Source organism: Histidinibacterium lentulum (assembly GCF_003789055.1).
GTDB lineage: Bacteria > Pseudomonadota > Alphaproteobacteria > Rhodobacterales > Rhodobacteraceae > Oceanicola > Oceanicola lentulus.
Map to the genome: position 1 here is coordinate 1 of NZ_ML119088.1, position 13,323 is coordinate 13,323.

At 71.5% G+C, this 13,323-nt stretch carries 12 protein-coding genes; 8 read left to right on the forward strand and 4 right to left on the reverse strand.

The features are described 5' to 3' along the window. Nucleotides 1-235 precede the first annotated feature (235 nt). A complete protein-coding gene (locus EAT49_RS14985; protein ID WP_123643294.1) occupies nt 236-1,240 on the forward strand; it encodes a YcjF family protein in 1,005 nt (334 codons plus the stop codon). Nucleotides 1,241-1,244: 4 nt separating this feature from the next. After that, nucleotides 1,245-2,858: an FAD-dependent oxidoreductase gene (locus EAT49_RS14990; RefSeq protein WP_123643113.1), complete on the forward strand. Its 1,614-nt coding sequence runs from the start codon at nt 1,245-1,247 to the stop codon at nt 2,856-2,858. Here EAT49_RS14990 and EAT49_RS14995 read toward each other — a convergent pair. After that, entirely contained in the window at nt 2,821-4,032 is a 1,212-nt protein-coding gene (locus EAT49_RS14995; RefSeq protein ID WP_123643114.1) for an FAD-dependent oxidoreductase, read from the reverse strand. The two genes, EAT49_RS14990 and EAT49_RS14995, sit on opposite strands and share 38 nt — an antisense overlap. A gap of 256 nt (nt 4,033-4,288) precedes the next feature. Between EAT49_RS14995 and ileS the strand changes: the two genes are divergently transcribed. The 3 genes from ileS (at nt 4,289) to EAT49_RS15010 (ending at nt 8,035) form a co-directional block, all read left to right on the forward strand. Further along, nucleotides 4,289-7,252, forward strand: coding sequence for an isoleucine--tRNA ligase (ileS, locus tag EAT49_RS15000; RefSeq protein ID WP_123643115.1), 2,964 nt, complete (start codon nt 4,289-4,291; stop codon nt 7,250-7,252). 82 nt (nt 7,253-7,334) lie between these two features. Continuing rightward, complete coding sequence (locus EAT49_RS15005) at nt 7,335-7,787, forward strand: hypothetical protein (RefSeq protein ID WP_123643116.1); 453 nt, start codon at nt 7,335-7,337, stop codon at nt 7,785-7,787. Nucleotides 7,788-7,789: 2 nt separating this feature from the next. Continuing rightward, a complete protein-coding gene (locus EAT49_RS15010) occupies nt 7,790-8,035 on the forward strand; it encodes a DUF3253 domain-containing protein (RefSeq protein WP_123643295.1) in 246 nt (81 codons plus the stop codon). On the opposite strand, the gene EAT49_RS15015 is transcribed toward EAT49_RS15010, so the two are convergent. The 3 genes from EAT49_RS15015 to EAT49_RS15025 are packed head-to-tail and all read right to left on the reverse strand — an operon-like array spanning nt 8,032 to nt 10,398. Then, nucleotides 8,032-8,739 carry a CDP-alcohol phosphatidyltransferase family protein gene (locus tag EAT49_RS15015; protein WP_123643117.1) on the reverse strand — a complete coding sequence of 236 codons (708 nt, stop codon included), beginning with the start codon at nt 8,737-8,739 and terminating at the stop codon, nt 8,032-8,034. The two genes, EAT49_RS15010 and EAT49_RS15015, sit on opposite strands and share 4 nt — an antisense overlap. Nucleotides 8,740-8,746: 7 nt before the next feature. Further along, a complete protein-coding gene (locus EAT49_RS15020) occupies nt 8,747-9,691 on the reverse strand; it encodes a tyrosine recombinase XerC (protein WP_123643296.1) in 945 nt (314 codons plus the stop codon). Further along, complete coding sequence (locus EAT49_RS15025) at nt 9,688-10,398, reverse strand: DUF484 family protein (protein ID WP_123643118.1); 711 nt, start codon at nt 10,396-10,398, stop codon at nt 9,688-9,690. Before EAT49_RS15025 ends, EAT49_RS15020 begins: the two co-directional genes overlap by 4 nt. A 339-nt stretch (nt 10,399-10,737) precedes the next feature. On the opposite strand from EAT49_RS15025, the gene EAT49_RS15030 reads away from it, so the two are divergent. The 3 genes from EAT49_RS15030 to EAT49_RS15040 are packed head-to-tail and all read left to right on the forward strand — an operon-like array spanning nt 10,738 to nt 13,305. After that, nucleotides 10,738-11,193, forward strand: coding sequence for an invasion associated locus B family protein (locus tag EAT49_RS15030; protein WP_185020773.1), 456 nt, complete (start codon nt 10,738-10,740; stop codon nt 11,191-11,193). Beyond that, nucleotides 11,190-12,698 carry a ShlB/FhaC/HecB family hemolysin secretion/activation protein gene (locus EAT49_RS15035; RefSeq protein ID WP_123643120.1) on the forward strand — a complete coding sequence of 503 codons (1,509 nt, stop codon included), beginning with the start codon at nt 11,190-11,192 and terminating at the stop codon, nt 12,696-12,698. The genes EAT49_RS15030 and EAT49_RS15035 overlap by 4 nt, the downstream gene beginning before the upstream one ends. 28 nt (nt 12,699-12,726) lie before the next feature. Further along, complete coding sequence (locus tag EAT49_RS15040; protein WP_185020774.1) at nt 12,727-13,305, forward strand: invasion associated locus B family protein; 579 nt, start codon at nt 12,727-12,729, stop codon at nt 13,303-13,305. The last annotated feature ends 18 nt before the right edge of the window (nt 13,306-13,323 follow it).

A 13,323-nucleotide genomic window follows, 5' to 3' on the forward strand; every position in this document is an offset into this window, starting at 1 on the left:
CCCCCCCCCCCCCCCCCCCCCCCCCCCCCCCCCCCCCCCCCCCCCCCCCCCCCCCCCCCCCCCCCCCCCCCCCCCCCCCCCCCCCCCCCCCCCCCCCCCCCCCCCCCCCCCCCCCCCCCCCCCCCCCGCCCCCCCCCCCCCCCCCCCCCCCCCCCCCCCCCCCCCCCCCCCCCCCCCCCCCCCCCCCCCCCCCGGGTCGGCCCGCAGAGCGGGCCGAAACCCGAAGGAACCGCCCATGACAGCCCCCCGCCGCGGCCCGGTGCTCTTCGAGCTCGACGACGACACGCCCGGTCCCTCGCCCGCCGAGGCCGCGCCGGTCCCCGACCTCGACGCGCCCGGCCGGGACGCCGCCATGACCCAGGTCGCGGCGCTGGCCGCGCGGAAACCCTCGCCCCTCGGCCGGCTCTTCTGGTCGCTCCTCGCGGCGCTCCTGACCCTCGTGCTCTCGGTCGCGGCCTGGACCTTCATCGCAAGTCTCCTCGCCGCGGCCCCGCTCCTGGGCTGGATCGCCGGCGCGCTGATGCTGGCCTTCGCCCTCGTGCTCTGCGCCATGGCGCTGCGCGAGCTTGCCGCCTTCAACCGCCTGAAACGGCTCGACATGATCCAGGGCGAAGCCGCCCGCGCCCATGCCGAGGGCGACCTCGCGCTCGCGCGGGAGGTCACGCGCCAGCTCGACGCGCTCTATGCCGGCAGGCCCGAGACCGAATGGGGCCGCGCGCGGCTCAAGGACCATGCCCAGAGGATCATGGATGCCGACGGCCTTCTCGGCGCGGCCGAGACGGACCTTCTCGCCCCGCTCGACCGGCGCGCCGCGCGCGAGGTGGAGGCCGCGGCGCGGTCCGTCGCCACGGTGACCGCCGTGGTGCCCCTGGCGCTGGCCGACGTGGCGGCGGCGCTCGCGTCGAACCTGCGCATGATCCGCCGGATCGCCGAGGTCTACGGCGGCCGCTCCGGAGGGCTCTCGTCCTGGCGGCTCACCCGCACCGTCTTCACCCATCTCGTCGCCACCGGCGCCGTGGCGGTGGGCGACGACCTCATCCAGTCGGTGGCGGGCGGCGGTCTCCTCTCCCGTGTCTCCCGCCGCTTCGGCGAGGGCATCGTCAACGGCGCGCTCACCGCGCGGGTGGGCGTGGCGGCGATCGAGGTCTGCCGCCCCCTGCCGTTCCACGCCTCTCCCCGCCCCTCGGTCACCGCGCTGGTGCGGCGTTCGCTGACGGGTCTCTTCGGTCAGAAGGACTGAGCCCATGGAAAGCATTGCCGTCGATCTCGAAACCTGGACCCGGACGCCGCTCAGCGAGGCGCATGTCGAGATGATGCGCGCGGTCGGCGAGGAGGTCGCCTTTCCCGCGGGCCATGTCCTGCACGAGATCGGCGATCCCAACGACCTCTTCTACTTCGTCCTCGAGGGCGAGGTGGAGGCCGTCGATCCCATGACCGGCGGGAGGTTCGGCGGCGGGGCGACCCTCGGGCCGGGGCAGTTCTTCGGGGAGATCAGCTTTCTCCAGGGCGGTCGGATCGTCCTCGGCGCACGCTGCGTCCAGGACACGCGCCTGCTCTGCGTGCCGCGCGAGACCATGCTCGACCTGATGGCGCGGGTGCCCGAGATGTCGGACATCATCATCACCGTCCTCGCGGGTCGCCGCCGGCGCCTCCTGGAGCTGGGCCGCGGGAGCCTGATCCTGCTCGGCCCCGAACAGAGCCGGGAGCTGGCCCGGATCGCCGAGTTCGCCAGCCGCAACGGCCAGCCCTGGGCGGCCTACGACCTGGGCTCGCCCGAGGCGGCCGACCTGGCCCGGCGCGCGGGCGTCCCCGCCGATGCGCCGGCCGTGCTCTTCGGCGGGCGCCCGGTGGAGGATTGCAGCCCCCGCGGCATCGCGCGCCTCTTCGGCCTCGACCTGGCCATCGGCGACGCGCGGGCGGTCGACGTGCTGATCGTGGGCGGCGGCCCCGCGGGCGTGGCGGCGGCGGTCTATGCCGGGGCCGAGGGGCTGTCCGCCCTGGTGATCGAGGATCTGGCCGTGGGCGGGCAGGCCGGCACCTCGAGCCGGATCGAGAACTACATGGGCTTTCCCACCGGTATCTCCGGCGCGGCGCTCTGCTGGCGCGGCGAGGTGCAGGCGATGAAGTTCGGCACCCGCTTCGCCGTGCCGCGGCGGGCCGAGGCGATCGAGGCGCGGGGCGCGCGGTTCGCCGTCACGCTCGACGACGGCGCGGTGATCGACGCGGGCGCTGTGGTGGTGGCCACCGGCGTGCAGTACCGCCGCCTGCCGCTCGACCGGCTCGAGCAGTTCGAGGGGGCGGGCATCTACTATGCCGCGACCGAGCTCGAGACCCGGGTCTGCCGCGGCTCGGAGATCGCCATCGTCGGCGGCGGCAACTCGGCGGGGCAGGCGGCGATGTTCCTGTCGCGCACAGCGCGGCATGTGCATCTCCTGGTGCGCGGCGACAGCCTCGCGGCCTCGATGTCGGACTATCTCTCCGCCCGGCTCGCCGCCGATCCGCGCATCACCATCCACTACGGCGCCAGCATCCGCGAGCTCAAGGGCGAGGACCGGCTGACCGCGGTGCGTGTCGACGAGGACGGGCGGGACTGGTGGCTGGAGACGCCCGCCGTCTTCGTCATGGTGGGGGCCGCGCCCAACACGCGCTGGCTCTGCGGCATGGTCGCCCTCGACGACCGGGGCTTCGTGCAGACGGGAGCGGAGGCCGGCGCGCGGTCCGTCTACGAGACCTCCTGCCCCGGCATCTTCGCCGTGGGCGACGTGCGCGCGGGCTCGGTCAAGCGGGTGGCGAATGCCGTGGGCGAGGGCTCGGTGGTCATCAGCCGGGTGTGGGAGCATCTGGCACCGGTCGGCTGAGGGGCACGGCGGGGCCGGGGCCGAGCCCCGCGACCGGCGGCAGCAGCGTGCCGGACACGAGTCGGCTCAGGGCCGCGGGAATCGGCGGCACGCGGCTGAGGGGAAAGAGCACCCGGTCGCGCAGCACCGGCAGGACCCTGCTGTCCGACTGGTACTGCGGGGTGAAGAGCGCGGACATCCCCTGGTAGGCCCGGACATGCCAGCGCCGCGCCTTGGCATGGGCCACCAGCGCGTCGGGCAGGCAATGGGGATGCACCGCGAGCGCCCGCGCCAGCGCCAGCGCGTCGAGCAGCGCCATGTTCGCCCCCTGTCCCAGCTGCGGGCTCGCCCGGTGCGCGGCGTCGCCGATATGCACGAGCCGCGCGCCGTGGGGCCGGCGCAGGGTGCCGTGGCTGTAGCGCGCCATGGTCATCTGCGCGGGCTCGGCGATCTGTCCGAAGAAGGGCTCCGCCTCGGGCCAGAGCGCCCGCGTCTCCGCCAGCCAGGTTTCGAGCCCCGCCTCCCGCCAGGCGCCGTGGCCATCCGCGCGCAGGGACCAGAATATGGCGGCCTTGTCGCCGCGCTCCCCCGGCAGGCGGCCCACGGGCAGGATGCCCAGCATCCGGTCCGCCCGCCGGTAGCGCTGGGACAGGCGGTCCCGGGGCAGGGGGCTGTCCTCGGGCCAGTCCACCGTGCCCCAGATCGCGCCGTAGGGCAGGGGCCGCGACCGGAGAGGCGACAGGGGAGAGCCCGCGCCGAGGGCATCGACGATCAGCTCGGCGCGGGGGCTCTCCCCGTCCGCCAGCAGGAGCCGCCCCTCTGCGTGACCGGTGACCTCGGCCGAGGTCACGAGCGGAATGCCCCGCGCCCTGACCGTCGCCAGCAGCGCGTCGAACAGCGCCGCGCGGTGGATGCCTAGGCCCGGCTCCGCGCCGTAGGAGACGTCGAGCACCGGGCGCCCCGTCTCGCTCTCGCGGCCCAGAAGGCGCCTGAGCGGCGCGCCCGCCGCCCGCACTGCCGCGCCCGCGCCCAGCGCGTCGAGCACGGCCAGCCCCACGGGCTGGATCACGAGGCCGGAGCCCACGGGCGCGGGCGCCGCGAACTGATCGTAGAGCGTCACCCGGTGGCCCGCGTCATGGAACGCCGCCGCCGCCGCCAGCCCGCCGATCCCCGCCCCCGCGACTGCGATGTCCACGGTTCCCGCCCCTTCCGACCTCGGGGCAGAAAAGGCGATGGGCGCGTCCCGGGCAAGGGGCGGCGTGTCGCCGGTGGCTTGACCCCGCGTGGTCGGCCGGCCTATCCCGCGTCCATGTCGACGCACCGCTCCTTCGGACTTCCGCTGCGAATTACATCCCCGGCGCTCTGACGAGCCGCCGGGCCAAGCCGTTGCGACCCGCCGCAGCGCAGTCTATCCCCCACCCCGACAGAATTCCGCCGCAGGAGCCGCCCCGATGTGCGCCGACCAAGCGACCGTGCCCGACTACAAGGACACGCTGAACCTTCCCCGGACCGACTTTCCCATGCGCGCGGGCCTGCCCCAGCGCGAGCCCGCCTGGCTCTCCCGCTGGGAGGAGCTCGGCGTCTACGACCGCCTGCGCGGCAAGGCCGAGGGGCGTGAGCCCTTCACGCTCCATGACGGCCCGCCCTATGCCAACGGGAACCTCCATATCGGCCACGCGCTGAACAAGGTGCTGAAGGACATGGTGGTGCGCAGCCAGCAGATGATGGGCCGCGACGCGCGCTACATCCCCGGCTGGGACTGCCACGGCCTGCCCATCGAGTGGAAGATCGAGCAGGCCTACCGCGAGAAGGGTTTGGACAAGGACGCCGTGGACGTGGTGGAGTTCCGCCGCGAATGCCGCGATTTCGCAGCAGGCTGGATCGACGTGCAGCGCGAGGAGTTCAAGCGCCTGGGCGTCACGGGGACCTGGGAGAAGCCCTATCTGACGATGGACTACCGCGCCGAGCGGATCATCGCGGGCGAGTTCCTGAAGTTCCTGATGGCGGGGCTGGTCTACCAGGGCTCGAAGCCGGTGATGTGGTCGCCGGTGGAAAAGACCGCGCTGGCCGAGGCGGAGGTGGAATACCACGACCGCAAGACGGATGCGGTGTGGGTGCCGTTCCCGGTCCTGTCAGACAAGACGGTGGCCGGACCCGAGGCCGATGGCCCCACGATGGGCCGGATCGAGCCTCTCGGCGATCTTGACGGTGCGGCAGTGGTCATCTGGACCACCACCCCCTGGACCCTGCCGCAGAACCGGGCGATCTGCTTCGGGCCCGAGATCGCCTATGGCCTCTACGGGGTGACCGGAACGCCTGACGAATGCTGGGCAAAGGTCGGCGACCGCTACCTGATCGCGGATGCGCTGGCCGAGGAGGCGCTATCCGCGATGCGGCTGGAGGCCGGCCAATGGCAGCGCCTGCGCGACGTGACCGCGGATGAGCTCGCGGGCCTCGCCTGCGCCCATCCGCTGCGCGGCGCCGAGGGCGCCGGCGGCGAGTGGGACTATGACGTCCCCCTTCTCCCCGGCGACCATGTCACCGACGACGCGGGCACGGGCTTCGTCCATACCGCCCCCTCCCACGGCGACGACGACTACGCCATCGGCCGCAGGCACGACCTGCCGATGACGCACAACGTCCTCGACGATTCGTCCTACCGTGCGGACCTGCCGTTCTTCGCGGGCGAGCGGATCATCAGGGAGGACGGCACGCCCGGCGGCGCGAACAAGGCGGTGATCGACAAGCTGGTGGAGGTCGGCGGGCTCCTCGCGCGGCGGCGCATCACCATCTCGGACGCCCATTCCTGGCGCTCGAAGGCGCCGGTGATCCGCCTCAACCGGCCCCAGTGGTTCGCCGCCATCGACCGCGCGGTGGGCGACGGCCGCGACACCTACGGCACCACGATCCGCACCCGCGCCCTGCGCTCCATCGACGAGCTGGTGACCTGGACGCCGAAGACCGGGCGCAACCGGCTCCATTCCATGATCGAGGCGCGGCCGGACTGGGTGCTCTCGCGCCAGCGCGCCTGGGGCGTGCCGCTGACCTGTTTCGTGAAAGCGGGCGCCCGACCCGAGGACCCGGACTTCCTCCTGAGGTCGGAAAAGGTCAATCAGCGCATCCTCGAGGCCTTCGAGGCCGAGGGCGCGGACGCCTGGTACCGGCCCGGCGCCAAGGCGCGGTTCCTCGAGGGGATCGCGGACCCCGAGGCCTATGAGCAGGTGTTCGACATTCTCGACGTGTGGTTCGATTCGGGCTCGACCCATGCCTTCGTGCTGGCCGACCGGGAGGACGGATCGGCGGACGGGCTCGCCGATCTCTATCTCGAGGGGACCGACCAGCACCGGGGCTGGTTCCATTCGTCGATGCTCCAGGCCTGCGGCACCATCGGCCGCGCGCCCTACCGCGGCGTGCTGACCCACGGGTTCACGCTCGACGAGAAGGGCAACAAGATGTCCAAGTCGCTGGGCAACACCGTCGCCCCGCAACACGTCATCGACCAGTACGGCGCGGATATCCTGCGGCTCTGGGTGGCGCAGTCGGACTATACCGCCGACCTGCGCATCGGGCCGGAGATCCTGAAGGGCGTGGCCGACAGCTATCGGCGTCTCAGGAACACCATGCGGTTCCTCCTGGGCGCCGTCGCCCATTTTGACGAGGCCGAGCGGGTCGCTCCCGCCGACATGCCCGAACTCGAGCGCTGGGTGCTGCACCGGCTGGCGGAGCTGGACCGGATCGTGCGCGAGGGCTATGCGCGCTACGATTTCCAGGAGGTGATGCGGGAGGTCTTCAACTTCTGCACGGTGGAGCTCTCGGCCTTCTATTTCGACATCCGCAAGGATGCGCTCTATTGCGACGGCGACACGCCCCGCAGGCGGGCGGCGCGGACCGTGCTCGACCTCTTGTTCCACCGGCTGACCACCTGGCTTGCCCCGGTGCTTGTCTTCACGATGGAAGAGGTGTGGCTCGAGCGGTTCCCGGGCGCGGAGAGTTCCGTGCATCTCCAGGACATGCCCGAGACCCCAGAGGGCTGGCGCGACGAGGCGCTGGCGGCGAAATGGGCCGCCGTGCGCCGGGTGCGGCGCGTGGTGACGGCGGCGCTGGAGATCGAGCGGACGGCCAAGGTGATCGGCGCCTCGCTCGAGGCGGCGCCCGTGGTCCATGTGGAGGACCGGGAGGCGCTGGCGGCGCTGAAGACGGTGGCCTTCGAGGATATCTGCATCACCTCGGGCATCGTGCTGACCGCCGATCCGAGCCCCGACGAGGCGTTTCGCCTGCCGGAGGTGCCGGGCGTGGGCGTCGTCTTCGAGAAGGCCGAGGGGGAGAAGTGCCAGCGGTGCTGGAAGATCCTGCCGGACGTGGGGCAGCATGGCCACCCGGGCGTCTGCGAGCGCTGCGACGCGGCGCTGGGCTAGGCTCTCGTCCGCCCTCACAGGCGGCCTCGAGGCTTGCGCTCGGGGCCGCCGATGGACTTTGATCCGCTGAAGGAGGACCGCCATGGCCGAGATCGACAAGGAAGCCCTGCGCCGCGCGATGCTGGCGCTGGAAAAGGAAGAGCTGGACAGCGCCCGGGAGCACTACGCCGCCCATCTCGCCGATGCGCGGCTCGCCGAGAACGAGCCCCACGAGTCGGACGAGATGGCCGCCGCGCGCACCGCGGCCGACCTCGCCCATGGCTTCGACGGTCCGATCCACGACCACGAGGCCAAGATCGCCGCCCTCGACGCGCTCGACTTCCGCCCGCGCGAGGATGTGGGGCCGGGCGCCGTCGTCTGCCTCGGCGGGCGCTGGTTCGTGGTGGCCGTGGCGACGGGCAAGTTCGAGCAGGACGGCACCACCTACATGGGCCTCTCGCTCGACGCGCCGATCTACCGCGCGATGGAGGGGCTGACCGAGGGCGAGACCGTCAGCTTCGGCGGGCGGCGGATGCGGGTCGACGCGGTGCTGTGAGCCTGCCGTCCGAAGACGAGGTGGCCCGCGCGATCCTGACGCTGGCCCGTGAGAGGGGGGCGGGGCGCACGCTCTGCCCGTCGGAGGCGGCCCGTCGGCTCTCGGACGACTGGCGTCCGCTGATGGCCGAGGTCCGCCGGGTGGCGACGGGGCTTGCCGCCGAAGGACGGCTGAGCGTGACGCAGAAGGGCAGGGAGGTCTCGGCGGAGACCGCGCGCGGCCCGATCCGGCTCGGCCTGCCCGGCTAGGGCGCCCGCCGCCCGGGGATCACCTGCTGCAGCGCGCCCGCGCACAAGAGCCAGACCGAGGTCGCGATCAGCGCCCATTCCGCCCAGCCCGAAAGGGAAAAGCCGGTCACCGCCGCGATCGTGGCCGAGAGCACCCAGAGCCCCGCCGCGGGCAGGGTGACCAGGCGCCAGCGTTTCGTCCGCACGGGATGGACGAACTTCACCGGCAGGAACATCAGCACCGCAAGGACCACCACCACCGGCAGGATCACCATGGGCGGGGGCGTGAGGGCGAAGAACACGATCACCACCATGTTCCAGCAGCCCGGAAAGCCGGAGAAGGACTTGTCCTCCGTCTTCATCCGCGTGTCCGCGAAATAGACGACGCTGGCATAGGTGATCACGAGGATCGCCACCCAGCCGGTCCATCCCGGCAGGAGGTCCGTGGAAAAGAGCGCGTAGGCCGGGATGAAGACATAGGTGAGATAGTCGATGATGAGGTCCATCAGGACGCCGTCGAATTCCGGCGCGTTCCGGCCCACGTCGGTCTTGCGCGCGAGCGGCCCGTCGATGCCGTCCACCACGAAGGCCACCACGAGCCACAGGAACATCGTCTGCCACTGTTCCTGAACGGCGGCGAGCATCGCGAGCATGGCAAAGACCGCGCCGGTTGCGGTGAGCAGGTGAACCGACAGGGCGGCGGCGCGCAGGGAGCGGGGTGTCATGGACCCGTCATGGACGATTCCGCCGGGCGGTGAAACCCGCCGCGCGCGGATGGGCGGCCTCGTAGACCTCCATCAGCCGCGCCGTGTCGACCGCCGTGTAGGCCTGGGTGGTCGACAGCGACGCATGACCCAGTAGCTCCTGGATCGCCCGCAGGTCGCCGCCCGCGCCAAGCAGATGCGTGGCGAAGCTGTGGCGCAGGGCGTGGGGCGTCGCCGTGGCGGGCAGGCCCAGCTGCAGCCGCACCGCCTCCATGACGCGCTGCACCAGCCGCGGGTTGAGAGGCCCGCCCCGGACGCCGCGAAACAGCGGTCCGGCAGGCGCAAGGTCATGGGGACAAAGCCGCGCGTAGGTGGCGACGGCCTCTCGCGCGGGCGCGATCACCGGCACCAGCCGCTCCTTGCCGCCCTTGCCGCGGATCCTGAGGCCCGTCCCCAGCGGCAGCACCGCGCCGGTCAGCGACAGCGCCTCGGAAATCCGCAGCCCGCAGCCGTAGAGAAGCGTGATGACGGCCGTGTCCCGCGCCGCGACCCAGGGCTCGCGCGCCTGAAGGTCCACGGTCTCGATCAGGGTCCGCGCGGCCTCCTCGTCGAGCGGCCGCGGCAGCTTGCGCCGGAACTTCGGCGCGCGGGTGGCGAGGATCGCGGTGGGGTCGAAGCCCTCGCGCTCCGCGCCCCAGCGGGCGAAGCCCTTGACCGCCGACAGCGCCCGCGCCAGCGACCGCGCCGAGACGCCGCGCCCGCGCTCGTGGGCCATCCAGGCGCGCATGTCCGACACCGTGACCCGGCCCAGCGCGGCCACGCCCTCCGCCCCGCCCGTGTGCCGCGCGAGAAACGCAAGGAACCCGGCCACATCGGCGCGGTAGGCTGTGCAGGTCGTCTCCGCCGCGCCGTCGATGGCGCGCAGGTGGTCGATCCAGCGGACGAGCGCGTCGCGCTGGCCTGGGGAGATCAGCTCAGCCACCGCCGCATGGTCCGCTCGAAGACGCCGCCGAAGAAGGTCAGAAGGTCCGTGCCCTGCTGCGGCGTGAACTGGTGCGGGTCCTCGCAGCCCATGGCGAGCATCCCGGGCAGGCGCTTCTCGCCGAGATCGAGCCGGATGCAGGCCTCCGAGCGGATGTAATCCGCCGCCGGACCGTAGAAGCCCCGTTCCTCGGGCCGGACCTGACGCAGCACCACCTGCCGGGCGCCGGTGGCGCGGCCGTGGGTGATGTAGTCCTCGACGAAACCGCGAGGCGCCGGATGCAGCACCTCGCCGAGCTTCTTCAGCGCGGGATCGGCGGTGTCGGGCGTATCGCTTTCCAGCACGAGCACCATGGCGTCGACCCGCAGGATGTCGGCCACCTCGCCGCCCAGGACCGCCAGCAGGTCCTGGAACTTCGGCGCATCCAGGAGGCGCAGGACCGCTCGGTGAATCTGGTTCGTGCCGGCGAGGTTCTCGTAGGCCGCCGCGATGACGTTGCGGTGCGTGTCCTCGAGCCGGTCGAGCCGGGCTTCGAGGCGCTCCATCGCGATCCCGCGCAGGTCCACGATGTTCTTGCCCATGTTCTGCTCGTTCGCGGCGACGAGCGCGCGCATCACGTCGTGGTCCTCGAGCAGGATCTCGGGGTCGGAAATGATCCGCTCGCGCACACGCGCGTCGATCAGGGGCTTGCTGCTCATGCCTGTCTCTCTGTCTTTGTTTTGCGTCATGATAGCAAAGACAGGGGCGGGGCGAAGCCCGAAAAATCGAGCGCGGCCACAGCTGCGGCGCAAAGGACCCGCCGGCCGGACGCGGCCGCGGGGTCCGCCCGCCCTGGCCCGAGAGATGACCCAGGGGCAAGGTGCCGCGCGACGCAGTTTGCCTTTACGTCAGAAAAATCAGCGTGCTACAACTTTCGATAGCAAGCGTGGTTCCAGGATTCGTGCCGGTCCGCCTCCAAGAAATGAAAGGCAACGATGTCCTGTTGTGTCTTTCGCGCCAGGCAAAACATGTCGCGCGCCCTCGGGTGGGTGAGCGCCGTGGCCGTAGCGGGTCTCGCCGCGGGGCCGTCGTCGGCCTCCGTCGAGCGTTTTCAGGACTGGGAAGTCGCCTGCGTGGACGGCGGGGGCTGCGTCGCCGCGACCACGGCGGTCGCGGAAGACCGCACATGGCTCGGCACCGTCCGGGTCCGGGAGATGGACGATGCCGGCGGGCCAGTGATGCAGATACTTGCTCCCGCGGGCATCCACCTTGCATCGGGGCTCTTCGTGGAACTGCCGGGCCGGTCGGTCAAGCAGGCCACTTTCATAAGGTGCGACGCCGGCGTCTGCGAGGCGCAGCTGTCGCTGACCGATGCGGAATTCCAGACATGGCGGCGAGGGCTCGATGCGGAGATCCGCTACCGGCCGCATGTCGATGTCAGTCCGATCGTCTTCGAGGTGTCGCTCTTGGGAATCACCGCAGCGATGCGCCGCGCCAGGGAGCTTAGTGAATGAAATACGCCTTGGGCCTTGCGTCCGTTCTTGGCCTGATCGCGGGTGCGGCGACGGCGCAGTCCTTCTCGGTCGACCGCATCGTGTTCGACGACTCGGCCTATCTCGAGCCCGAGGTGCTGGACGGCATCGCCTCCGAATACGTCTCCCGGCCCATCACGCTCGACTCGCTGAACGAGCTCGTCGACCGCGTCCAGACGCTCTATGGCGAAGCGGGGATCGTGACGGCGCAGGCCCTGGTGCCGCCGCAGACCATCACCGACGGCACCCTGCGGATTTCCCTCGTCGAGGCGACGATCGGCGCGGTGGAGGTCGACGGCTTTCCCGATACCGATCCGACCTTCCTGACCGGGAACCTGACGCTGCCGGTCGGCGCGCGGCCCGACTACGAGGCGCTGGAGCGCGATCTGCGCATTTTCGACATTGCCCATGACATCGCCCCGCAGCTCGAATTCGCGCCGGGCGACATGCCCGAGACGACCCGTGTGGTGATCACGGGCGAGCCGCCGCCGCGGCTGAGCTTCACGCTGTCGGCGGACAACTACGGCCGCGAGGAGACCGGCATCGCGCGGCTGTCGGCCTTCGCGCGCTATCGCTCGGTGACGGGCGTGCGGGACACCCTGTCGGCGCAGGTCACGGCGAGCGAGGGATCGACCGCGGTCTCGCTGGGCTATTCGCGGCCGGTCGGGCCGGCCGGCGGACGGCTGATCGCCAGCGCCGGTTACACCGAGTCGCAGATCATCTCCGGGCCCTTCGCCCCGGTCGACATCCGGTCCGACAGCACCACCGCGCAGATCAGCTACCGCAGGCCCTTCCGGGTCGAGCCGTTCTCGCACTGGTTCTGGGAGGCGGGCGTCGCCTATGATCGCTCGGTGTCGGAGATCCTCGGCACGGAATTCTCGGATATCAGCCTCTGGGAAGTCTTCGCAGAGGTCAGTCGCGAATGGCGGACGGAACGGGCCGCCTGGGCGATTTCCGCCGGCGTGCAGATCGGCGAGGCCGAGGCGCAAGGCACGACCGAGACCGAAGGCCGCTACACCATCATCTATGGCGACGTGGGTTACGGCCGGCCGCTGGGGCAGGACTTCGTCTTCGAGGGCAACCTGCGGTTCCAGTACGCGCAGGACGAAAACCTGCCTGTCGCGCGTCTGATCACCGGGGGAGGGGTCGGCAACGTGCGCGGCTATCCCAACGATGCGCGCTCCGGCGACAGCGGCTTCGTGGCGAACCTTCAGGTCACGCGGACCACGCCCTGGCTGCTGTGGGAGGACCGGGTCGAGGTCAATCCGTTCGGCTTCGTCGATGTGGCGGCGATCGTGCCGTTCCGCGTCGATGGCAGCTTCGATCCCGATCAGGACTGGCTGGTCTCTGCAGGATTGGGCGCGACGGCCCGCTTCAACGACCGCGCCGCGGCGGTCCTGACGGTCGGTGTTCCGCTTCGGGAAACGCTCGGCTTCGAGGATACCGGGGAGGCCCAGGTCTACCTCGGCGTCGATTACAGGTTCTGACCAGATGTCCATAAGGGAGACGTCCGACATGACAGCCATCCGCAGCCTCGCCGCCACCCTGGCAGCCGTTCCGCTCGCCCTGACCCTTTCTGTCGCGCCGGTACTGGCCCAGGAGGAGGAGAGCGCCGCGGCCGGCGAGGTGCAGCCGGCCGACCTGCCCGAGGACGTCGCGAACGGCACGACCTTCGGCGACTGGGTCGTCGCCTGCGAGGCCACCTCGATCCGCAGGACGGTCTGCCGCCTCGTGCAGACGCTGACGCTGCAGGACAGCGACCAGCTCGTGGCGCAGTTCATCGCCGTGCCGGCGGAGGACGGCGCGGTGCTGATCGCGCAGGTGCCCATGGGGGTCTTCCTGCCCGGCGGCGCCGTCTACCGCTTTGCCGAGAACGAGGAAGTCGAGCAGCGCGAGATGGTCTGGCAGAGCTGCCAGGGCCAGATCTGCGAGGCCGCCTATCCGCTCGACGACGACGAGCTCGCCCTGATGGGAGAGCATGACGCGATGCTCTTCGGCTACCGCATGTCCGCCGACAGCGATCCGATCGTCATCGAGGTCGACATATCCGAATTCACGCGCGGGATCGGGGTCCTGCGCGACGCCCTGGGCTGACGGCACTCCGCCGTCCGT